We start from the raw sequence: 20678 nt of genomic DNA, 5'->3' as shown, positions 1-20678 counted from the left end.
GAGGCATCTTCCTGAATAGTCACCGTTTCATAGCCTCATAAAGCGGGCAATGTTACCCTTAGCGCTCGCTTACAAGGAGGGTATCCGTGGCTCATCTGCTTATTGTCGACGCACTCAATCTTATCCGCCGTATTCATGCGGTGCAGGGTTCGCCCTGCGCGGAGACCTGCCTGCACGCGCTGGAGCAGTTGATTGTGCACAGCCAGCCGACCCACGCAGTGGCGGTGTTCGATGATGAAGCGCGCAATCAGGGCTGGCGTCACCAGCTGCTGCCGGACTATAAAGCGGGCCGACCGCCCATGCCGGAGCCGCTGCATCAGGAGATGCCCGCCCTGCGCGTGGCATTTGAGCAGCGCGGCATTCGCTGCTGGGCGACGCCGGGCAATGAAGCCGACGATCTCGCCGCCACGCTGGCGGTGAAAATGGCGCAGGCGGGGCAAGAGGCCACGATTGTCTCGACGGACAAAGGCTACTGCCAGTTGCTCTCACCCACCATCCGCATCCGCGACTACTTTCAGAAACGCTGGCTCGATGCGCCGTTTATTGACCAGGAGTATGGCGTCACGCCGCAGCAGCTGCCGGACTACTGGGGGCTGGCGGGCATCAGCAGTTCAAAAGTGCCGGGCGTCGCCGGGATCGGGCCGAAAAGCGCTACCCAGTTGCTCAGCACTTTTCCCACGCTGGAAGCGCTGTATGACAATCTTGCCGAGGTGCCTGAGAAGTGGCGACAGAAGCTGGAAGCGCACCGCGAAATGGCCTTTATCTGCCGGGATGTGGCGCGTCTGCAAACGGATCTACAGCTTGATGGCAACCTGCAGCAACTGCGCCTGACGCGCTAACCCTCGCCCGCGCATTGGCGGGCAGCAGGCCGGTTACGCTTTATAGGGGTGATGTTTCAGCCAGTGCTCGGCGATCTCCTGGCGGCGGCAGATCCACACCTTGTCGTGGCTCTGCACGTAATCAAGAAAACGTTGCAGGGCACGAAACCGCCCCGGTCGGCCCAGCAGGCGGCAGTGCATGCCGATCGACATCATCTTCGGTGCCGTTTCGCCTTCGGCATAGAGCACATCGAAGCTATCTTTCAGGTAGGTATAAAACTGCTCGGCGGTGTTAAAGCCCTGCGCGGTGGCAAAGCGCATGTCGTTGGCATCCAGCGTGTAGGGCACAATCAGATGCGGTTTCTCACCGACGGTGGTCCAGAAGGGCAGATCGTCGCCGTAGTAGTCGCTGTCATAGAGAAAATCACCCTGCTCCACCACCAGCGCGCGAGTATTTGGGCTGTCGCGCCCGGTATACCAGCCGAGCGGGCGTTTACCGAACAGCGTTTGCAGGATCTCAATCGCCTGCTGCATATGCTGGCGCTCGGTCTGGATATCGAGATCCTGATAGTGGATCCAGCGCCAGCCGTGGCTCACCACGTCATAATCCGCCGCCTTGATCGCCTCGACAATCGCCGGGTTGCGCGCCAGCGCCATCGCCACGCCAAACACCGTTAACGGCAGGCCGCGCTGCTGAAACTCCTGATGGATACGCCAGAAACCGGCGCGCGAACCGTACTCATAGAGGGAGTCCATCGACATATGGCGCGCCGGGTAGCTGGCCGCGCCGATGATGTCGGAGAGAAACTGCTCCGAGCCGCTGTCGCCGTGAAGAACATGGTTCTCGCCGCCCTCTTCAAAATTAAGCACAAACTGCACGGCAATGCGCGCGCCGCCCGGCCACTGTGCGTGCGGCGGCTTGCCAGCGTAGCCCGCCATATCGCGCGGGTAATCGGCAGTAAAGTGCCAGAAGGGAGTCTCGGTTGCTGCTTGCATGCTGATTCGACCTCTTAACCGGGGCCGCTTTCAGCTGAGCATATCGAAGCATCCTGAAAGCGGCTTTTTATTGGGATACGCGAGATCGCCATATTTACTGGTGCCAAAACCGAGGGCGAGCAGGGATTCCACCATCTTAACCGCCGCCGTTACGCCGTCGATCACCGGGATGCCCAACTCCTGCGTCAGCTCACTGGCAAGATTCGCCATACCGCCGCACCCCAGCACAATCGCCCCGCTTCCATCCTCACGTTTGGCTTGTATACAACGCTCGCGTACCTTTTGCTGAGCAAAACCCGTGCCATCTTCCAGCGCCAGCACCGGTAAATCGATGGCGTGCAGCGCGGCGCAGTGATGTTCAAAGCCATACTGGCGCAGTAAATGGCGGGCGATGATCACCGTGCGCGGCAGCGTGGTGACTATCGAGAAGCGTGTCGCCACCAGCGTCGCCATATGCATCGCCGCTTCGGCAATGCCGATAACCGGGCCGCTCGCCAGCTCGCGCGCCGCCAGCAGTCCCGGGTCGCCAAAGCAGGCGATCACGTGACCCTGCGCGCCCTGCGCTTTGCCCTGCTTTACCTGCTCCAGCACGCCGATGGCGGCAATCGCCTCGTCGAAATGCCCCTCAATCGACTCCACGCCCTGCGTCGGGCAGCTGGCGAGAATGGTTGTGCCCGGCGAGGCGATGCGGCGCGCGGCGCTGGCAATGGTTTCGGTCATCTCCGGGCTGGTGTTGGGGTTGATGACTTGTATACAAAATGCGCTCATTGCGGCTCTCCTCGGGTGCCAAACAGGCGGGTAAAATCGGGCAGCGTTTCGCCGCTGCGCTCAAAGCGCAGGCTGGAAACAATGTGGTCGAAGTGGTGCGCCATGGCATGCTCAAGGCCCGCCAGGTCTTTGTTACGTAAGAGTTCGATTAACGCATCGTGATCGTGACAGCGGCAGCCCTGCTGCCACGGCGCGCCCCAGGCGGCAATCACCAGCGAGGAGCGCTGCGTCAGGGTGGTGATAATATCGGTCACCACCGCATTGCCCGATATCGCCTGTAATTGAATGTGGAAAGCCGCCGAGTGGCGAATGGCCGCCGCGCCGTCATGCTGCTGGTGCGCCGCTTCCTCCTCGGCAATGATCGCCTCCAGCGCCGCCAGATGCGGCGGTTGCAGATGTGCCAGCACCTGCGGCAGGTTGGCACACTCGATCATTTTGCGCGTGGCGAAGATCTCTTTTGACTCGTCGATGCCAGGATTAGCGACAAATGCACCGCGCCTGGGCGCGATAGTGATCATTTGCACCGTTGCAAGGCGTGTGAGCACTTTACGAATGCCAGTGCGGCTAACGCCAAATACCTCCGCCAGCGCCTCTTCCGGCAGCTTACTGCCCGGCGGCAACTGATGCTCAACAATGGCCGTTAACAGCGATTGCCAGATGAAATGCTCTCTCTCTTCCCGATCCGCAGGCGCCTGTAGCCCGGTGTAATGATTCATAACCTGATTCCTGTGTGACGCAGCATTGCCTTTTTTGTATACGTTTTTTATCCATCTTGTATACAAGAAATCCAAACCTGGCCTGGTTAATGCAATAGCCGATAGCAGACCTGTGAACGCTATCGCTATTTAAAGGAGCAGATTCCATGCCAAACCCTGAACCGCAGTACGATGCTCGTTATAGCCCAAGATTGACCAATGAGGACCTTGCCCCGACTCGCCAGCAAAACTGGACCTGGTACAACATCTTTTCGTTCTGGATGTCCGATGTGCACAGCATGGGCGGCTATGTGGTTGCCGCCAGCTTCTTTGCCTTAGGGCTCGCCAGCTGGCAGGTGCTGCTCTGCCTGTTGGTAGGGATCTGTATTGTGCAGCTCTGTGCAAACCTGGTGGCGAAGCCGAGCCAGATGACCGGCGTGCCCTATGCGGTGATTTGCCGTCAGGCATTTGGCGTATTCGGCGCCAATATTCCGGCGGTGATCCGCGGACTTATCGCCTTCGCCTGGTACGGGATTCAAACCTATCTCGCCGCCAACGCCCTGATGCTGGTGGCGCTGAAATTCTGGCCTTCGCTGGGCGCGCTGACAAGCAGCCACTTTCTGGGGCTGTCGGCGCTGGGCTGGATCTGCTTCGGCATTATGTGGGCGCTGCAGGCACTGGTGTTCTGGCACGGAATGAACGCGATCAAACGCTTTATTGATGTCGCCGGACCGGCGGTGTATGTAGTGATGATGGCGCTGGCGGGCTGGATCCTCTACCAGACCGGGTTTGACGGCATCTCCTTTACCCTTGCCAGTAAGGCGCTGACGCCGGGTGAGCAAGCGTGGCAGATGATCACCGCCACGGCGCTGGTGGTCTCCTACTTCTCCGGCCCGCTGCTCAACTTTGGTGACTTCTCCCGCTACGGCAAAAGCATGCAGGCGATCCGCCGCGGCAACCGCTGGGGACTGCCCTTTAACTTCCTGCTCTTCTCGATTGTGACGGTGGTGATTGTCTCGGGAACGCAATCGCTGTTTGGCAAAATGATCACCGACCCGATTGAAACCGTCAGCCACGTGGGCAGCGATCTGGCGATGGCAATTGGCCTGCTGACCATGATTACTGCGACTATCGGCATTAATATCGTGGCGAACTTCGTCTCACCGGCGTTTGATTTCTCTAACTGCGCGCCGCAGAAGATCAGCTTCCGTACCGGGGGGATGATTGCGGCGGTCGGCTCGGTGCTGCTGACGCCGTGGAACCTGTTCCAGTCGCCGGAGTTAATCCACTACACGCTGGATGTGCTCGGTGCCTGCATCGGCCCGCTGTTTGGCATTCTGCTGGCAGACTTCTACCTGATTAAACGCGGCCAGGTGTTTGTCGACGATCTCTTTACCGTCTCCCCGAACGGGCGTTACTGGTACAAAAACGGCTTTAACCCCAAAGCGATTGCCGCGCTGCTGCCGTCGGTGATGGTGGGCCTGGTAATCAGCTTTATTCCGGCGCTGCATGAAGTGGCAAACTTTAGCTGGTTTATCGGCGTCTTTCTCGGGGCGGGCTGCTACTGCTGGCTGGCGCGTCATGAGCGTGCGGGCGTGGAGAGCGGATTTATCGCGCAGCGCGCGGTGGTGAAGGAGTAGAAACGACGAAGGCCTGAATCATTGCTGATTCAGGCCTTCTGAATAGTGGCGGAACGGACGGGACTCGAACCCGCGACCCCCTGCGTGACAGGCAGGTATTCTAACCGACTGAACTACCGCTCCGCGTTGTGTTCCTGTTAGGGAACGAGGCGCATATTACGTATTGCGTCTGGTGCCGTCAACGCTTTTTCTCTTGTTTTGAATCGTTTGCTGCAAAAATCGCCCACGGGCTGATTTTTCACGGTTAATAAATGAATTTAGCCGCGCCAGAGGCAACTTCCGCCCTTTTTCTGTACTAAATCGAGGCGCGATTCATGGGCCATCAGCTCTTCATCACTGGCTAAAACAACGCGCAGTTTGTTTGCCTGGCGCACAACGCGCTGGATCCCCGCTTCGCCTGACTGATTCTGACTCTCGCCCTCCATCGAAAATTTTATCGATGTCTGGCCGCCGGTCATCATCAGATAGACGTCGGCAAGAATTTGGGAGTCGAGAAGTGCGCCGTGCAGCGTTCGCTTGCTGTTATCGATTTCGTAACGCGAGCAGAGCGCATCGAGGCTGTTACGCTTGCCCGGAAACATCCTGCGCGCCAGCGCCAGGCTGTCGGTAATTTTGCAGAAGGTTTCGGTTTTCGGAATTCCACGGTTCAGCTTGCTGAACTCATAATCCATAAAGCCGATATCAAACGAGGCGTTATGGATCACCAGCTCCGCGCCGCGGATATAGTCGATAAACTCATCGGCAATATCGCCGAAGGTCGGCTTATCCAGCAGGAACTCGTCGGCGATGCCGTGAACGCCAAACGCTTCCGGGTCCACCAGCCGATCGGGCTTCAGGTAGACGTGATAGTTATTGCCGGTCAGGCGGCGGTTTATCACCTCAACCGCACCGATCTCAATGATCTTATGCCCTTCGTAGTGCGCACCGATTTGGTTCATACCGGTGGTTTCGGTATCGAGGACGATCTGTCGTGTAATTGCAGTGCTCATAGCGGCCATTTATGTCAGACTTGTCGTTTTCAACTCAGGAAGTCTACCAGAGATGCTCAAACAGGTAGAAATTTTCACCGACGGATCGTGCCTCGGCAATCCGGGACCGGGTGGATATGGCGCCATTTTACGTTATCGCGGACATGAACGGACCTTCAGCGAAGGCTATCGTTTAACCACCAACAATCGCATGGAGCTGATGGCGGCGATTGTCTCCCTTGAAGCGCTGAAAGAGCACTGCGAAGTGGTGCTCAGCACCGACAGCCAGTATGTGCGCCAGGGCATTACCCAGTGGATCCACAACTGGAAAAAACGCGGCTGGAAAACGGCGGATAAGAAGCCGGTTAAAAATGTCGACCTGTGGAAGCGGCTCGATGCAGCGCTCAGCCAGCATCAAATCCGCTGGGAGTGGGTGAAAGGCCACGCCGGGCATCCGGAAAACGAACGCTGCGATGAGCTGGCGCGCGCGGCGGCGATGAATCCCACCCAGGAAGATGTCGGTTACCAGCCGGAAACGCTGGCTTAAGACTGCCGTGTCGCGCCAACGGCCTGCGGCACGCGCGCCCGTGAGCGGCTCTGCTTTAACGGGTTGAGCGTCAGCGGAATGGTGCGTTTGCGGGCCACAATCAGCTGCATACAGCCCAACGCCGGCAGATGCGCGCTCAGCAGCTTTCCGCCCTGCTTCGTCCAGGGCAACACGCGAAAGCGGCTATAATGAAGCACTTCAAAATTGAGCAGCGCGAGCCAGTCAAACTGGCGCGTGAGGGTGAACATTCGGCTTTTGACCGCCGGTGAGCGGCGCGCAAACGGCACCGCTTTGCAGACGCCTAACAGGCTAACGGGATTAAACCCGCTCATTACCAGCCAGCCGTCGTCAATCAGCACGCGATCGACCTCCTGCAACAGCCGGTGAGGATCGGGGCACCAGGGCAGCGTATGGGCCAGCAGGCAGGCATCGACGGACTTCTCTGCAAACGGCAAAGAGAGCGGATCCGCGCGTACCTGCGCCGGTTCGCCTGCCAGCGAGACATTAACCTGGTGGGAGATCGCGCAGCTTTCAAGGTTGATTTCCGCGCTGAGGTTGCCAATCTTAAGCAGGTGAAAACCATACATTTTCGCCAGCCACGGCTTGAGCTCCTCCTCCAGCGCCTGGCGGTAATAAGCACCTTTTGGGAGTGCGCCCCAGCTTACGGGCGCGACGAGTTTTCGGGGAGTCCTTGCCGGCTTCATTACAACCTTCCGCTACGCTTTGAGAGGTAATTTATGAATCTTAACAGTATTCCCGCGTTTCAGGACAACTACATCTGGGTGTTGAGCGAGGATGACGGGCGCTGCCTGATCGTCGATCCGGGCGAGGCCGCTCCGGTGCTGCACGCCATTGAAGAGCACCAGTGGCAACCCGAAGCTATTCTGCTGACGCATCACCATAACGATCATGTCGGCGGTGTGCAGGCTCTGCGTGACGCTTTCCCTGATGTAGTGGTTTATGGGCCAGCGGAGACACAACATAAGGGCACGACCCAGGTTGTGGCCGAAGGCGATACGGTCACCGTTTTGGGCCATGATTTCTCGGTCTTCGCCACCCCAGGTCACACTTTAGGACATATCTGTTTCTTCAGTTTCCCTTACCTTTTTTGCGGCGATACGCTCTTCTCTGGCGGCTGTGGAAGATTATTCGAAGGGACGGCAACGCAGATGTATCAATCCTTCTGTAAAATTAACGCCCTTCCCGACGACACGCTGATTTGTTGCGCACATGAATACACTTTAGGGAATATGAAGTTTGCCGTCAGCGTGCTGCCTGAAGATGCAGAGGTTCAGGAATACTATAAGAAAGTGAGTGAGTTACGTGCTAAAAAAGAAAAAACACTCCCTGTAATTCTGAAAAATGAGCGCAAAATAAATTTATTTTTACGTACGGAAGATGCTGATTTAATTGAAGTAATAAATCAAGAGAAGGTATTGCAACATCCAGAGGAGCGTTTCGCCTGGTTACGGGCAAAGAAAGATGCTTTCTGACATTGCGGGTTGCCTTTTGAAAACATCGCCGTTATCATCGCTCGTCTTTTAAGCAACTACTATTGACACACACATGAAGGCAAAAGCGATATTATTCGCCTCTGTCCTGCTCGTGGGGTGCCAGGCGTCGCAGCGCGACGGTTCGGTACAACAGCACGCACAGAGCCTTTCTGCAGCTGGTCAAGGGGAAGCTGGGAAGTTCACAAGTCAGGCACGCTGGATGGACGACGGAACACTCGCCGACCAAACGGATAGCAACTTGTGGACCTCCATAAGCGACGAGCTAAAGATGGGAATTCCGGAAAACAGCCGGATTCGCGAACAGAAACTTAAGTATTTAAACAATAAGAGCTATCTCCACGATGTAACTTTACGGGCAGAGCCGTATATGTACTGGATAGCTGGGCAAGTTAAAAAACGTAACATGCCCATGGAACTGGTACTACTACCCATAGTGGAGAGCGCTTTTAACCCGCACGCAACGTCTGGTGCCAATGCCGCAGGCATTTGGCAAATCATTCCGAGCACAGGGCGAAATTATGGTTTAAAACAGACACGCAGCTACGATGCGCGTCGTGACATTGTGGCCTCTACCACGGCCGCGCTCGACATGATGCAGCGTCTTAACCGTATGTTTGACGGCGACTGGTTACTGACCGTTGCCGCCTATAACAGCGGTGAAGGCCGCGTGCTGAAGGCAATTAAAGCGAACAAAGCGCAGGGGAAACCCACCGATTTTTGGTCGCTCTCATTGCCTTATGAAACAAAGATTTATGTGCCTAAGATGCTGGCGTTGAGCGATCTTCTCAAAAACAGCAAACGCTATGGCATTAATCTGCCGACGCCGGACGAAAGCCGTGCGCTGGCGCGCGTCAGGCTGAGTAGCCCGGTAGAAGTGAATCAGCTGGCTGAAATGGCGGGAATTTCCGTCAACAAACTGAAGGCGTTTAACGCAGGCGTTAAAGGTTCGACGTTGGGCTCAGCCGGTCCGCAGTACGTGATGGTGCCGAAGAAACATGCAGATCAGCTGCGTGAGTCGCTGGCATCCGGCGAAATCGCCGCCGTACAGCCGACGCTGGTTGCGGATAACACCCCGCTCTCCAGCAAGAGCTACAAGGTTCGCTCAGGTGATACGATCTCAGGCATCGCGTCACGCCTCGGCGTAAGCGCGAAGGATCTGAAGCAGTGGAATAATCTGCGCGGCGCGAACCTGAAGGTGGGTCAAAACCTGACGGTTGGTGCAGGCAGCAGCGCACAACGTCTTGCCAGCAACAGCGATAGCATTACCTATCGCGTGCGCAAAGGTGATTCGTTGTCGAGTATCGCGAAACGTCACGGCGTGAACATCAAAGATGTGATGCGCTGGAACACCGATACCTCCAATCTGCGGCCGGGCGATCAAATCACGCTCTTCGTGAAGAACAGCGCGACGCCGGACTCCTGACCTGAAGCAATAAAAAAAGCACCGTTTCCCCACGGTGCTTTTTTTTATCTTTTTTTCGCCCTACTTGCCGGAAGGGAGCGGGCTGAACTCTACCAGCAGCGGATTGTGATCCGATGCGCGGGTCACCAGCACCGACGCCTCATCAACGTTTAAGCCACGATAGAAGACAAAATCGAGCGGTCGGCCAAAGGCTCGCCTGCGGTTATCGTCGGTGAATCGCACCTGCCGCAGCGCCATTTCGCGTGCGAAACGGTAGAGCGCGTTCATACGCGGGCGGCTCCAGGCGTTAAAATCGCCGGCCATAATTACCGGGCCATCGTGGCGGCCAATCTGATCGCCAATCGGCAGCAACTGCTTACTGTAGACATCGACACCGAGACTGAAGTTGACCGCATGCACATTCACCACCATCAGATTACGGCTGTCCGGCAGCGGGTAGACCGTCACCAGCGCTGACTTTGCCAGCCGCAGAATCGGCTCACGCTCGCGCAGAGGGCAGCAATAGACCGGATGGGCAGAAGAGAGCGTCATCACGCCTGAGGGGTGCTGAGGCAGCACAAAGGCGGGTACCTGATCGGCGGCAAGATAGTTGCTGGTCGCGAAGCTCACCAGCTCAGGCGTCGTCTGCGCTTCCTGCAACAGAACCAGGTGCGCATCTTTGCCGAAGCTTTGCAGCACCGAGAGCCATTCTGCCCGCTGCTGCTTGAAGATGTTCCATACCAGCACGCGGATCTTTTCATCCTGGCTGAGTGGAACGCCGGCAGGTAAAGCCTGACCAATACTGGCGAACGATCCCGGCGGTAAAATGCGCTCCGCAGGTTGTCCGGCAACATATCGCATAGCGTAAGTATTTTTCGCCACTTCGGCTTTAAACCTCTTCGATTTCCGCGCCCGAAAAAGGGGCGTCATTCAGTTATAGGGATTGTAGACCATAGTTTCAACGAATAATCACCAGAAAAGAGCCAGCTTGTATAGGTGCCATTGACCTTAAGGCCGCGCGATGGCGTTGCGACACGCGGCGTGGTTAAATACACGCGCATGAATAATCTCGTTGAAATGTTGCTACAGAGGCAATAATGAAAACCACCTCGGAAGAACTCGCCATTTTTGTCGCGGTCGTGGAGAGCGGCAGTTTTAGCCGTGCGGCTGAACGTCTTGGTCAGGCTAACTCTGCCATTAGCCGGGCGGTGAAGAAGCTGGAGAATAAGCTCGGCGTTAACCTGCTCAATCGCACGACTCGCCAGCTTAGCCTCACTGAAGAGGGCGAGCGCTATTTTCGGCGCGTACAAACGGTGCTGCAGGAGATGGCGGCGGCAGAAAACGAGGTGATGGAGAATAAATCGGTGCCGCGCGGCACGCTGCGCATCGATGCCGCCACACCGGTGGTGCTGCACTTTTTAATGCCGCTGATTAAGCCGTTTCGTGAACGTTACCCGGAGATCAGCCTGTCGCTGGTCTCGAGCGAAACCTTTATCAACCTGATTGAACGAAAAGTCGATGTCGCTATTCGCGTCGGCAAGCTGACAGATTCCAGCCTGCGCGCGCGTCCGCTCTTTAAGAGCTACCGCAAAATTATCGCTTCGCCCGAATACCTTGCCCGTTACGGTACACCCGAAACGGTTGAGGATTTGCAAAATCATGTCTGCCTCGGCTTTACGGAGCCGGTATCGCTGAATACCTGGCCGGTAGCGGCAGCAGACGGTCAACTGCTGGAGGTAACACCCACGCTCGCTTCTAACAGCGGTGAAACCCTTAAACACCTCTGTCTGAGCGGCAACGGTATCGCCAGCCTGTCGGATTATATGATTGATAAAGAGCTGGCGAGCGGTGAACTGGTTGCGCTGATGTCAGACAAACTGCTGCCGGTAGAGATGCCCTTCAGCGCCGTCTACTACAGCGATCGGGCGGTGAGCACCCGTATTCGCGCCTTTATCGACTTTGTCAGCGAGCATGTGCCGCAGACGGGCAGATAAAAAAACGGGAGCCAGGCTCCCGTCACGTTGCTGATTAATCCCACTCAGGCGCAAGCCCTTCCGGGCTGACCAGCCGGTCGTTGCAATCCAGCGCGGCGATGGCGGCTCTGTCATCCGCATCCAGTTCGAGCGTCTTCGCTTGCAGGTTGCTCGCCAGGTTCTCGCGTTTGGTTGAGGATGGGATCACTGCGTATCCCTCCCCCATCGCCCATGCCAGGATCACCTGCGCTGGCGTTGCGCTGTGCTTCTGCGCGATGCGGGCAATCGTGGCATCTTTCAGTGCCTTACCATACGCCAGCGTCATATATGAGGTGATGTGGATCCCGTGCTCTTTTGCCCACTGTGTCACTTTACGGTTTTGCAGATAGGGAGAGAGCTCAATCTGGTTAGTGGCAATGTTTTCCGCCCCTACAGCCGCAATCGCCTGTTCCATTAACTCAATCGTGAAGTTGGAGACGCCAATCTGGCGCGTTAGCCCCTGCGCTTTGGCGTTCATCAACTGCTGCATCGACTCGGCAACCGGCACTGCTGCGCCCGGCGACGGCCAGTGAATCAGCGTCAAATCAACATAGTCAGTGCCTAACTTCTTCAGGCTCTCTTGCAGGCTTGGGATCAGCTGCCCTTCGCCCAGGTTTTCTGTCCAGATTTTGGTGGTGATAAACAGTGATTCCCGTGCGACGCCGCTCTGGGCAAGCGCTTCGCCAATGGCGGCTTCATTGCCATAAATCTGCGCGGTATCAATTACGCGATAGCCCAGTTCAAGGGCGGTCTTCACCGAGGCGATTACCGCCTCATCGGTTAAACGGAAGGTCCCCAGACCAAATGCAGGGATAGACATATCAATTCCTCTCTCATTATTTCTTAACGATGGCGTGATTATGGTGAGTTGAGTACGGGGAAAAAGAGGCGGGAATGCAGAGGATATTTGCCGCAGCGGCAATAGTGCTAAAAGTAGTGACTTGCATATTGAAAGTCACTATGTCACTTTGGTGCGGCATGTTTACTACAGCAGATACCACCATGAAAAATGAAGCGCTTTACCAGGCTCCCTGCCCTATTGCCCGAAGTCTGGGACGCATTGGTGATAGCTGGAGCATGATTATCCTGCGCGACGCCTTCGCAGGGTTTACCCGTTTTGATGAGTTCCAGAAAAACGCCAATATTGCGCCGAACATTCTCTCCCGGCGCCTGAAGGAGCTGGTTGAAGAGGGGTTGCTTGAAAAGGTGAGCTACAGCACAACCCCGCCGCGCTATGAATATCACCTCACGCCGCTAGGCTATGATTTTCGTCCAGTCATCATCGCGCTGGCGCAGTGGGGAAACCGCCATTTCTCACCTGAAGGCCCACAGATGATGCTGGTTGAGCGGGAAACCGCGCGCCCGGTTGAAGCGATCCTCGTCGATAAGGCCACCGGCGAAGCCATAACCCCTGAAAAGTACGCCATGGTGCCAGGCCCGGCAGCGTCGCCGGTTCTCCACTATCGTCATCAATATTTGCAACGTAAGCAGGCCGGAGAGACGTCGCTGAAATATGCGCCACAATTACAGATGAATAAGGAGGAGTGAATATGAGCATTTCGCAAAAGCGCGTCGTTATAACCGGTATGGGTATTGTCAGCCCGCTGGGCTGCGGCCTTTCCCACGTCTGGTCATCATTGGTTGAGGGCAAATCGGGTATTTCCCGCCTCGACGATGAAATGGTCGACGATATTGCCTGTAAAGTGGCAGGCCAGGTCCCTTCGATTGAAGAGGATCCGCATCACGGGTTTGATCCCTTAAGCACGATCCCGGCGAAAGAGCGTAAAAAGATGGATCGTTTTATTGAGTTTGCACTGGTGGCAGCGAAAGAAGCGCTGACGCAGGCGAACTGGTTCCCGCAAGAGGAGGCGCAGCGCGATCGAACCGCAACGGTTATTGCCACCGGGATCGGCGGCTTCAGTGAGATCACCAACGCGGTGCGCACCACAGATTCGCGCGGGCCACGTAAACTCTCCCCGTTTACCGTTCCCTCTTTCCTCGCCAACCTCGCAGCTGGCCATGTCTCAATCAACTATGGTTTTCGTGGCCCGATCGGTGCGCCCGTTTCGGCATGTGCGGCTGGCGCGCAGGCAATTGGTGATGCCGCGCGGTTGATACGCAGCGGCGAGGCAGATATCGCCTTATGCGGCGGCAGTGAAGCGGCGATCCATCGGGTCAGCCTTGCCGGATTTGCAGCGGCACGCGCGCTGTCGAGCGGTTTTAACGATCAACCGACGACGGCTTCACGCCCATTTGATCGCGATCGTGATGGATTTGTGATGGGTGAAGGTGCCGGGCTGCTGGTGATTGAATCGCTCGAACATGCGATGGCGCGCGGCGCGACGCCGCTGGCGGAACTGGTAGGGTATGGAACAAGCGCGGATGCGCATCATCTCACTGCCGGCCCGGAAGATGGTAACGGTGCCGCACGGGCGATGGAAGCCGCGATCCGGCAGGCGGGCATTTCAGTCTCCGACATTCAGCATATTAACGCTCATGCGACATCTACTCCGGTTGGCGATAAGGGCGAACTGGCAGCAATAAAGCGTGTGTTTGGTGCGAACAGTACGGTAGCAATCACTTCCACTAAGTCAGCGACGGGGCATCTTTTAGGCGCGGCGGGCGGTATTGAGGCGATCTTCACGGTTCAGGCGTTGCGTGAACAGATTGCTCCACCGACGCTCAATTTACATCACCCGGATGAGAAGGCCGATGGGTTAAACCTGGTGGCGCTTACCGCGCGGCCGCTTGAGATTCGTTACGCGATGTCGAATGGGTTTGGCTTCGGCGGGGTGAATGCCAGTTTGCTGTTAAAGCGCTGGGAAAAGTAAATAACAGGGGCCGTTTGGCCCTTTTTTCACAAATTGCAGACGAAAAAAAACCGTATCTCGTGAGAGATACGGTTCTTAAAATAAGTGGCGGAACGGACGGGACTCGAACCCGCGACCCCCTGCGTGACAGGCAGGTATTCTAACCGACTGAACTACCGCTCCACCGAATTTTTCCACAACCACCGGTTTGTTGCCCCGGTTTACTGCTTAATTTGATGCCTGGCAGTTCCCTACTCTCGCATGGGGAGACCCCACACTACCATCGGCGCTACGGCGTTTCACTTCTGAGTTCGGCATGGGGTCAGGTGGGACCACCGCGCTAGTGCCGCCAGGCAAATTCTTTGTGCCCGGAACGTCTCTTTTACCCTGATGCGGCGTTGGCTGCGCTCGTAAAGTCAGTCACATACTTCAGTATGCTCCTTCCTTTCCGTCACTTGCCGCCTTGCCTCAGCGCAAAAGCGTTCGTTCCTTCAAATCTGGTATCAGCTGAAAATCTGTCTCTCATCGCCAAAACATCTTCGGCGTTGTAAGGTTAAGCCTCACGGTTCATTAGTACCGGTTAGCTCAACGCATCGCTGCGCTTACACACCCGGCCTATCAACGTCGTCGTCTTCAACGTTCCTTCAGGAGACTTAAAGTCTCAGGGAGAACTCATCTCGGGGCAAGTTTCGTGCTTAGATGCTTTCAGCACTTATCTCTTCCGCATTTAGCTACCGGGCAGTGCCATTGGCATGACAACCCGAACACCAGTGATGCGTCCACTCCGGTCCTCTCGTACTAGGAGCAGCCCCCCTCAATTCTCCAGCGCCCACGGCAGATAGGGACCGAACTGTCTCACGACGTTCTAAACCCAGCTCGCGTACCACTTTAAATGGCGAACAGCCATACCCTTGGGACCTACTTCAGCCCCAGGATGTGATGAGCCGACATCGAGGTGCCAAACACCGCCGTCGATATGAACTCTTGGGCGGTATCAGCCTGTTATCCCCGGAGTACCTTTTATCCGTTGAGCGATGGCCCTTCCATTCAGAACCACCGGATCACTATGACCTGCTTTCGCACCTGCTCGCGCCGTCACGCTCGCAGTCAAGCCAGCTTATGCCATTGCACTAACCTCCTGATGTCCGACCAGGATTAGCTGACCTTCGTGCTCCTCCGTTACGCTTTAGGAGGAGACCGCCCCAGTCAAACTACCCACCAGACACTGTCCGCAACCCGGATCACGGGTCCACGTTAGAACATCAAACATTAAAGGGTGGTATTTCAAGGTTGGCTCCACGCAGACTGGCGTCCACGCTTCAAAGCCTCCCACCTATCCTACACATCAAGGCTCAATGTTCAGTGTCAAGCTATAGTAAAGGTTCACGGGGTCTTTCCGTCTTGCCGCGGGTACACTGCATCTTCACAGCGAGTTCAATTTCACTGAGTCTCGGGTGGAGACAGCCTGGCCATCATTACGCCATTCGTGCAGGTCGGAACTTACCCGACAAGGAATTTCGCTACCTTAGGACCGTTATAGTTACGGCCGCCGTTTACCGGGGCTTCGATCAAGAGCTTCACCTTGCGGTTGACCCCATCAATTAACCTTCCGGCACCGGGCAGGCGTCACACCGTATACGTCCACTTTCGTGTTTGCACAGTGCTGTGTTTTTAATAAACAGTTGCAGCCAGCTGGTATCTTCGACTGGTTTCAGCTCCGTGAGCAAGTCACTTCACCTACACACCAGCGTGCCTTCTCCCGAAGTTACGGCACCATTTTGCCTAGTTCCTTCACCCGAGTTCTCTCAAGCGCCTTGGTATTCTCTACCTGACCACCTGTGTCGGTTTGGGGTACGATTTCGTGTTACCTGATGCTTAGAGGCTTTTCCTGGAAGCAGGGCATTTGTCACTTCAGCACCGTAGTGCCTCGTCATCACGCCTCAGTGTTAAAGTGAACCGGATTTACCTGGAACACACACCTACACGCTTAAACCGGGACAACCGTCGCCCGGCCGACATAGCCTTCTCCGTCCCCCCTTCGCAGTAACACCAAGTACAGGAATATTAACCTGTTTCCCATCGACTACGCCTTTCGGCCTCGCCTTAGGGGTCGACTCACCCTGCCCCGATTAACGTTGGACAGGAACCCTTGGTCTTCCGGCGAGCGGGCTTTTCACCCGCTTTATCGTTACTTATGTCAGCATTCGCACTTCTGATACCTCCAGCATGCCTCACAGCACACCTTCGACGGCTTACAGAACGCTCCCCTACCCAACAACACATAGTGTCGCTGCCGCAGCTTCGGTGCATGGTTTAGCCCCGTTACATCTTCCGCGCAGGCCGACTCGACCAGTGAGCTATTACGCTTTCTTTAAATGATGGCTGCTTCTAAGCCAACATCCTGGCTGTCTGGGCCTTCCCACATCGTTTCCCACTTAACCATGACTTTGGGACCTTAGCTGGCGGTCTGGGTTGTTTCCCTCTTCACGACGGACGTTAGCACCCGCCGTGTGTCTCCCGTGATAACATTCTCCGGTATTCGTAGTTTGCATCGGGTTGGTAAGCCGGGATGGCCCCCTAGCCGAAACAGTGCTCTACCCCCGGAGATGAATTCACGAGGCGCTACCTAAATAGCTTTCGGGGAGAACCAGCTATCTCCCGGTTTGATTGGCCTTTCACCCCCAGCCACAGGTCATCCGCTAATTTTTCAACATTAGTCGGTTCGGTCCTCCAGTTAGTGTTACCCAACCTTCAACCTGCCCATGGCTAGATCACCGGGTTTCGGGTCTATACCCTGCAACTTAACGCCCAGTTAAGACTCGGTTTCCCTGCGGCTCCCCTATACGGTTAACCTTGCTACAGAATATAAGTCGCTGACCCATTATACAAAAGGTACGCAGTCACCCCATAAAAGAGGCTCCCACTGCTTGTACGTACACGGTTTCAGGTTCTGTTTCACTCCCCTCGCCGGGGTTCTTTTCGCCTTTCCCTCACGGTACTGGTTCACTATCGGTCAGTCAGGAGTATTTAGCCTTGGAGGATGGTCCCCCCATATTCAGACAGGATACCACGTGTCCCGCCCTACTCATCGAGCTCACAGCCAGAGTGCTTTTGTGTACGGGGCTGTCACCCTGTATCGCGCGACTTTCCAGACGCTTCCACTAACACTCAGGCTGATTCAGGCTCTGGGCTGTTCCCCGTTCGCTCGCCGCTACTGGGGGAATCTCGGTTGATTTCTTTTCCTCGGGGTACTTAGATGTTTCAGTTCCCCCGGTTCGCCTCACAGCACTATGTATTCATGCTGTGATAGTGCAACGGATTGCACTGGGTTTCCCCATTCGGACATCGCCGGCTGTAACGGTTCATATCACCTTACCGGCGCTTTTCGCAGATTAGCACGTCCTTCATCGCCTCTGACTGCCAGGGCATCCACCGTGTACGCTTAGTCGCTTAACCTCACAACCCGAAGATGTTTCGTAAAACACCATCAGTTGCGAAAATTTGAGAGACTCACGGAACAATTCGCATTGTTCTGTGTTTCAATTTTCAGCTTGATCCAGATTTTTAAAGAGCAAAACTTCGCAGCACACACAGAATGTGTACTCTGAAGTTTTTAGTGACGAACAGTGAGGATGGTGGAGCTATGCGGGATCGAACCGCAGACCTCCTGCGTGCAAAGCAGGCGCTCTCCCAGCTGAGCTATAGCCCCATCGTAGTTAAACTCTGTTACCTTGAATTCGTTTCCGGGCGCGGCGTGATGGAGCGAAGCATACGTAACGTATGTGAGCTTCAGCACAACAAAGCACGGGAGCGAATTTGGTAGGCCTGAGTGGACTTGAACCACCGACCTCACCCTTATCAGGGGTGCGCTCTAACCACCTGAGCTACAAGCCTGCAGAGATTTTCACTGCTCGTTATTTTTCATCAGACAATCTGTGTGGACACTGCAGGGAAAGGTTCTTTAAGGTAAGGAGGTGATCCAACCGCAGGTTCCCCTACGGTTACCTTGTTACGACTTCACCCCAGTCATGAATCACAAAGTGGTAAGCGCCCTCCCGAAGGTTAAGCTACCTACTTCTTTTGCAACCCACTCCCATGGTGTGACGGGCGGTGTGTACAAGGCCCGGGAACGTATTCACCGTGACATTCTGATTCACGATTACTAGCGATTCCGACTTCATGGAGTCGAGTTGCAGACTCCAATCCGGACTACGACGCACTTTATGAGGTCCGCTAGCTCTCGCGAGATTGCTTCTCTTTGTATGCGCCATTGTAGCACGTGTGTAGCCCTGGTCGTAAGGGCCATGATGACTTGACGTCATCCCCACCTTCCTCCAGTTTATCACTGGCAGTCTCCTTTGAGTTCCCGGCCTAACCGCTGGCAACAAAGGATAAGGGTTGCGCTCGTTGCGGGACTTAACCCAACATTTCACAACACGAGCTGACGACAGCCATGCAGCACCTGTCTCACAGTTCCCGAAGGCACCAATCCATCTCTGGAAAGTTCTGTGGATGTCAAGACCAGGTAAGGTTCTTCGCGTTGCATCGAATTAAACCACATGCTCCACCGCTTGTGCGGGCCCCCGTCAATTCATTTGAGTTTTAACCTTGCGGCCGTACTCCCCAGGCGGTCGACTTAACGCGTTAGCTCCGGAAGCCACGCCTCAAGGGCACAACCTCCAAGTCGACATCGTTTACGGCGTGGACTACCAGGGTATCTAATCCTGTTTGCTCCCCACGCTTTCGCACCTGAGCGTCAGTCTTCGTCCAGGGGGCCGCCTTCGCCACCGGTATTCCTCCAGATCTCTACGCATTTCACCGCTACACCTGGAATTCTACCCCCCTCTACGAGACTCAAGCCTGCCAGTTTCGGATGCAGTTCCCAGGTTGAGCCCGGGGATTTCACATCCGACTTGACAGACCGCCTGCGTGCGCTTTACGCCCAGTAATTCCGATTAACGCTTGCACCCTCCGTATTACCGCGGCTGCTGGCACGGAGTTAGCCGGTGCTTCTTCTGCGGGTAACGTCAATCGACATGGTTATTAACCACATCGCCTTCCTCCCCGCTGAAAGTACTTTACAACCCGAAGGCCTTCTTCATACACGCGGCATGGCTGCATCAGGCTTGCGCCCATTGTGCAATATTCCCCACTGCTGCCTCCCGTAGGAGTCTGGACCGTGTCTCAGTTCCAGTGTGGCTGGTCATCCTCTCAGACCAGCTAGGGATCGTCGCCTAGGTGAGCCGTTACCCCACCTACTAGCTAATCCCATCTGGGCACATCTGATGGCAAGAGGCCCGAAGGTCCCCCTCTTTGGTCTTGCGACGTTATGCGGTATTAGCTACCGTTTCCAGTAGTTATCCCCCTCCATCAGGCAGTTTCCCAGACATTACTCACCCGTCCGCCACTCGTCAGCGAAGCAGCAAGCTGCTTCCTGTTACCGTTCGACTTGCATGTGTTAGGCCTGCCGCCAGCGTTCAATCTGAGCCATGATCAAACTCTTCAATTTAAAGTTTGATGCTCATCGAATTAAACCGTAATGAATTACGTGTTCACCCGTGAGACTTGGTATTCATTTATCGTCCGAGGACGTTAAGAATCCATGTCACCTGAGTGCCCACACAGATTGTCTGATAAATTGTTAAAGAGCAGTTGCGACGCGCTTCAGCGCTCTGTCGCGAGGTGGCGTATATTACGCTTTCCTCTTTCAGAGTCAACCCTGAATTTCAGGATTTTTTCTCTTCCGACTTAACGTCGCTGCAAGCTGTTGTTTGCTTAGCGCCGTGTCGATGGAGGCGCATTATAGGGAGCCTACGAGGAATGACAAGCGGAAAAATGCATTTTTATTTCAACCGCTCATCTTTTCAACATAACGGCTATTTTTGGTGCTTTTTAATCGCTGCAGGCAGCTCCGCAAGGCTATTTAGCACCCAATCTGCACTTTTTTCAGCCTCTGGCGTTACTGGCTTACCGGTACGCACCAGCACTTTCGTGCCGACGTTCGCTGCCGCACCCGCCTGCATATCTTCCATTTTGTCGCCCACTATATAAGAAGCGGCCATATCAATGTGCAGGAAGTCGCGCGCAGAGATCAGCATCCCCGGCTGCGGCTTACGGCAATCACACTCCTGGCGATACTCTTCTACGCTCGCTTCAGGATGATGCGGGCAATAGTAGATACCATCAAAATCGACATCGCGATCGGCAAGAGACCAGTCCATCCATTCGGTCAGCGTCTCAAATTGCGCTTCACTATATAAGCCACGCGCAATACCAGACTGGTTGGTGACGAGCACCAGCGCATAGCCCATCGCTTTTAATTCACGCATGGCATCAATGACGCCATCGATAAACTCGAAGTTATCAATCTCATGAACATAACCGTGATCGATGTTAATCGTGCCGTCACGATCGAGAAAAATAGCGGGTACTAAAGTTGCCAAAGGTTTACTCCTGATAAAGGCCGTGTTGCGCCGTAGTATCTCATGTTTCGCTACGCAGGAAAGTG

At 55.4% G+C, this 20678-nt stretch carries 16 protein-coding genes, 4 tRNA genes and 3 rRNA genes; 8 read left to right on the top strand and 15 right to left on the bottom strand.

The window, feature by feature from the left end; all coding sequences use genetic code 11:
- Positions 1 to 86: 86 nt before the first annotated feature.
- Positions 87 to 839 (top strand): flap endonuclease Xni, encoded by a 753-nt coding sequence (gene xni / locus ACWPW2_RS03165; RefSeq protein WP_454121594.1) that lies wholly within the window; start codon positions 87 to 89, stop codon positions 837 to 839.
- Positions 840 to 872: 33 nt separating this feature from the next.
- Here the strand turns inward: xni and puuE are convergent, their stop codons facing one another.
- Genes puuE through ACWPW2_RS03150 form a run of 3 tightly spaced genes read right to left on the bottom strand, consistent with a single transcriptional unit; the run spans position 873 to position 3298 of the window.
- Positions 873 to 1814 carry an allantoinase PuuE gene (puuE, locus tag ACWPW2_RS03160; RefSeq protein ID WP_076769420.1) on the bottom strand — a complete coding sequence of 314 codons (942 nt, stop codon included), beginning with the start codon at positions 1812 to 1814 and terminating at the stop codon, positions 873 to 875.
- A 30-nt stretch (positions 1815 to 1844) separates the two neighbouring features.
- Positions 1845 to 2582: an aspartate/glutamate racemase family protein gene (locus ACWPW2_RS03155; RefSeq protein WP_454121592.1), complete on the bottom strand. Its 738-nt coding sequence runs from the start codon at positions 2580 to 2582 to the stop codon at positions 1845 to 1847.
- Positions 2579 to 3298 (bottom strand): GntR family transcriptional regulator, encoded by a 720-nt coding sequence (locus ACWPW2_RS03150; RefSeq protein ID WP_288883615.1) that lies wholly within the window; start codon positions 3296 to 3298, stop codon positions 2579 to 2581. Before ACWPW2_RS03150 ends, ACWPW2_RS03155 begins: the two co-directional genes overlap by 4 nt.
- A gap of 146 nt (positions 3299 to 3444) precedes the next feature.
- Here ACWPW2_RS03150 and ACWPW2_RS03145 point away from each other — a divergent pair, with 146 nt between their 5' ends.
- Positions 3445 to 4917: an NCS1 family nucleobase:cation symporter-1 gene (locus ACWPW2_RS03145; RefSeq protein ID WP_076769419.1), complete on the top strand. Its 1473-nt coding sequence runs from the start codon at positions 3445 to 3447 to the stop codon at positions 4915 to 4917.
- Positions 4918 to 4963: 46 nt separating this feature from the next.
- Here the strand turns inward: ACWPW2_RS03145 and ACWPW2_RS03140 are convergent.
- Together ACWPW2_RS03140 and dnaQ are read right to left on the bottom strand one after the other, a co-directional pair.
- Positions 4964 to 5040: transfer RNA gene (locus ACWPW2_RS03140), tRNA-Asp, on the bottom strand.
- A gap of 134 nt (positions 5041 to 5174) precedes the next feature.
- The gene (gene dnaQ / locus ACWPW2_RS03135; protein WP_023479454.1) at positions 5175 to 5906 is read right to left on the bottom strand and encodes a DNA polymerase III subunit epsilon; all 732 of its coding nucleotides are present in this window, start codon (positions 5904 to 5906) and stop codon (positions 5175 to 5177) included.
- Between dnaQ and rnhA the strand changes: the two genes are divergently transcribed.
- Entirely contained in the window at positions 5860 to 6432 is a 573-nt protein-coding gene (rnhA, locus tag ACWPW2_RS03130) for a ribonuclease HI (protein ID WP_161629337.1), read from the top strand. The genes dnaQ and rnhA overlap by 47 nt on opposite strands.
- Here the strand turns inward: rnhA and ACWPW2_RS03125 are convergent.
- Positions 6429 to 7136, bottom strand: coding sequence for a class I SAM-dependent methyltransferase (locus ACWPW2_RS03125; protein ID WP_270222316.1), 708 nt, complete (start codon positions 7134 to 7136; stop codon positions 6429 to 6431). The genes rnhA and ACWPW2_RS03125 overlap by 4 nt on opposite strands.
- A 33-nt stretch (positions 7137 to 7169) precedes the next feature.
- On the opposite strand from ACWPW2_RS03125, the gene gloB reads away from it, so the two are divergent.
- Together gloB and mltD are read left to right on the top strand one after the other, a co-directional pair.
- Positions 7170 to 7925 (top strand): hydroxyacylglutathione hydrolase, encoded by a 756-nt coding sequence (gloB, locus tag ACWPW2_RS03120; protein ID WP_454121590.1) that lies wholly within the window; start codon positions 7170 to 7172, stop codon positions 7923 to 7925.
- A 73-nt stretch (positions 7926 to 7998) separates the two neighbouring features.
- The gene (mltD, locus tag ACWPW2_RS03115; RefSeq protein ID WP_454121588.1) at positions 7999 to 9369 is read left to right on the top strand and encodes a murein transglycosylase D; all 1371 of its coding nucleotides are present in this window, start codon (positions 7999 to 8001) and stop codon (positions 9367 to 9369) included.
- A gap of 60 nt (positions 9370 to 9429) precedes the next feature.
- Here the strand turns inward: mltD and ACWPW2_RS03110 are convergent, their stop codons facing one another.
- Positions 9430 to 10230, bottom strand: a complete 801-nt coding sequence (locus ACWPW2_RS03110; RefSeq protein WP_071789488.1) for an endonuclease/exonuclease/phosphatase family protein — start codon at positions 10228 to 10230, stop codon at positions 9430 to 9432.
- A gap of 215 nt (positions 10231 to 10445) precedes the next feature.
- Between ACWPW2_RS03110 and yafC the strand changes: the two genes are divergently transcribed.
- A complete protein-coding gene (yafC, locus tag ACWPW2_RS03105; RefSeq protein ID WP_042717373.1) occupies positions 10446 to 11342 on the top strand; it encodes a DNA-binding transcriptional regulator YafC in 897 nt (298 codons plus the stop codon).
- A gap of 34 nt (positions 11343 to 11376) precedes the next feature.
- Here yafC and dkgB read toward each other — a convergent pair whose 3' ends face one another.
- Positions 11377 to 12180 (bottom strand): 2,5-didehydrogluconate reductase DkgB, encoded by an 804-nt coding sequence (gene dkgB / locus ACWPW2_RS03100; RefSeq protein WP_454121587.1) that lies wholly within the window; start codon positions 12178 to 12180, stop codon positions 11377 to 11379.
- 182 nt (positions 12181 to 12362) lie between these two features.
- Here dkgB and ACWPW2_RS03095 point away from each other — a divergent pair, with 182 nt between their 5' ends.
- Positions 12363 to 12908 (top strand): winged helix-turn-helix transcriptional regulator, encoded by a 546-nt coding sequence (locus ACWPW2_RS03095; RefSeq protein WP_054804267.1) that lies wholly within the window; start codon positions 12363 to 12365, stop codon positions 12906 to 12908.
- Positions 12909 to 12910: 2 nt separating this feature from the next.
- Positions 12911 to 14191 carry a beta-ketoacyl-ACP synthase II gene (gene fabF / locus ACWPW2_RS03090; RefSeq protein WP_454121586.1) on the top strand — a complete coding sequence of 427 codons (1281 nt, stop codon included), beginning with the start codon at positions 12911 to 12913 and terminating at the stop codon, positions 14189 to 14191.
- Positions 14192 to 14276: 85 nt separating this feature from the next.
- Here fabF and ACWPW2_RS03085 read toward each other — a convergent pair.
- The 7 genes from ACWPW2_RS03085 to gmhB all read right to left on the bottom strand — a co-directional run bounded on the left by ACWPW2_RS03085 (position 14277) and on the right by gmhB (position 20613).
- Positions 14277 to 14353 (bottom strand) — tRNA-Asp (locus tag ACWPW2_RS03085).
- Positions 14354 to 14408: 55 nt separating this feature from the next.
- Positions 14409 to 14524 (bottom strand): 5S ribosomal RNA (gene rrf, locus ACWPW2_RS03080).
- A 195-nt stretch (positions 14525 to 14719) separates the two neighbouring features.
- A 23S ribosomal RNA gene (locus tag ACWPW2_RS03075) occupies positions 14720 to 17626 on the bottom strand.
- 177 nt (positions 17627 to 17803) lie between these two features.
- A tRNA-Ala gene (locus ACWPW2_RS03070) sits at positions 17804 to 17879 on the bottom strand.
- 108 nt (positions 17880 to 17987) lie between these two features.
- A tRNA-Ile gene (locus tag ACWPW2_RS03065) sits at positions 17988 to 18064 on the bottom strand.
- 73 nt (positions 18065 to 18137) lie between these two features.
- Positions 18138 to 19679 (bottom strand): 16S ribosomal RNA (locus ACWPW2_RS03060).
- The 16S, 23S and 5S rRNA genes sit together here with 3 tRNA genes alongside, the layout of an rRNA operon.
- 367 nt (positions 19680 to 20046) lie before the next feature.
- A complete protein-coding gene (gene gmhB / locus ACWPW2_RS03055; RefSeq protein ID WP_023480388.1) occupies positions 20047 to 20613 on the bottom strand; it encodes a D-glycero-beta-D-manno-heptose 1,7-bisphosphate 7-phosphatase in 567 nt (188 codons plus the stop codon).
- Between the last annotated feature and the right edge of the window lie 65 nt (positions 20614 to 20678).

Source organism: Kosakonia sp. Marseille-Q7440, from assembly GCF_965119485.1.
Note: the sequence above shows the minus strand (reverse complement) of the source record. Positions and strands in the feature narration are given on the sequence as shown.

Bases quoted from the DNA above. Each gene is read 5' to 3' on its own strand.
- puuE (WP_076769420.1), bottom strand. From the start codon at position 1,814: ATGCAAGCAGCAACCGAGACTCCCTTCTGGCACTTTACTGCCGATTAC.
- ACWPW2_RS03155 (WP_454121592.1), bottom strand. From the start codon at position 2,582: ATGAGCGCATTTTGTATACAAGTCATCAACCCCAACACCAGCCCGGAG.
- ACWPW2_RS03150 (WP_288883615.1), bottom strand. From the start codon at position 3,298: ATGAATCATTACACCGGGCTACAGGCGCCTGCGGATCGGGAAGAGAGA.
- ACWPW2_RS03145 (WP_076769419.1), top strand. From the start codon at position 3,445: ATGCCAAACCCTGAACCGCAGTACGATGCTCGTTATAGCCCAAGATTG.
- dnaQ (WP_023479454.1), bottom strand. From the start codon at position 5,906: ATGAGCACTGCAATTACACGACAGATCGTCCTCGATACCGAAACCACC.
- ACWPW2_RS03125 (WP_270222316.1), bottom strand. From the start codon at position 7,136: ATGAAGCCGGCAAGGACTCCCCGAAAACTCGTCGCGCCCGTAAGCTGG.
- gloB (WP_454121590.1), top strand. From the start codon at position 7,170: ATGAATCTTAACAGTATTCCCGCGTTTCAGGACAACTACATCTGGGTG.
- mltD (WP_454121588.1), top strand. From the start codon at position 7,999: ATGAAGGCAAAAGCGATATTATTCGCCTCTGTCCTGCTCGTGGGGTGC.
- yafC (WP_042717373.1), top strand. From the start codon at position 10,446: ATGAAAACCACCTCGGAAGAACTCGCCATTTTTGTCGCGGTCGTGGAG.
- dkgB (WP_454121587.1), bottom strand. From the start codon at position 12,180: ATGTCTATCCCTGCATTTGGTCTGGGGACCTTCCGTTTAACCGATGAG.
- ACWPW2_RS03095 (WP_054804267.1), top strand. From the start codon at position 12,363: ATGAAAAATGAAGCGCTTTACCAGGCTCCCTGCCCTATTGCCCGAAGT.
- fabF (WP_454121586.1), top strand. From the start codon at position 12,911: ATGAGCATTTCGCAAAAGCGCGTCGTTATAACCGGTATGGGTATTGTC.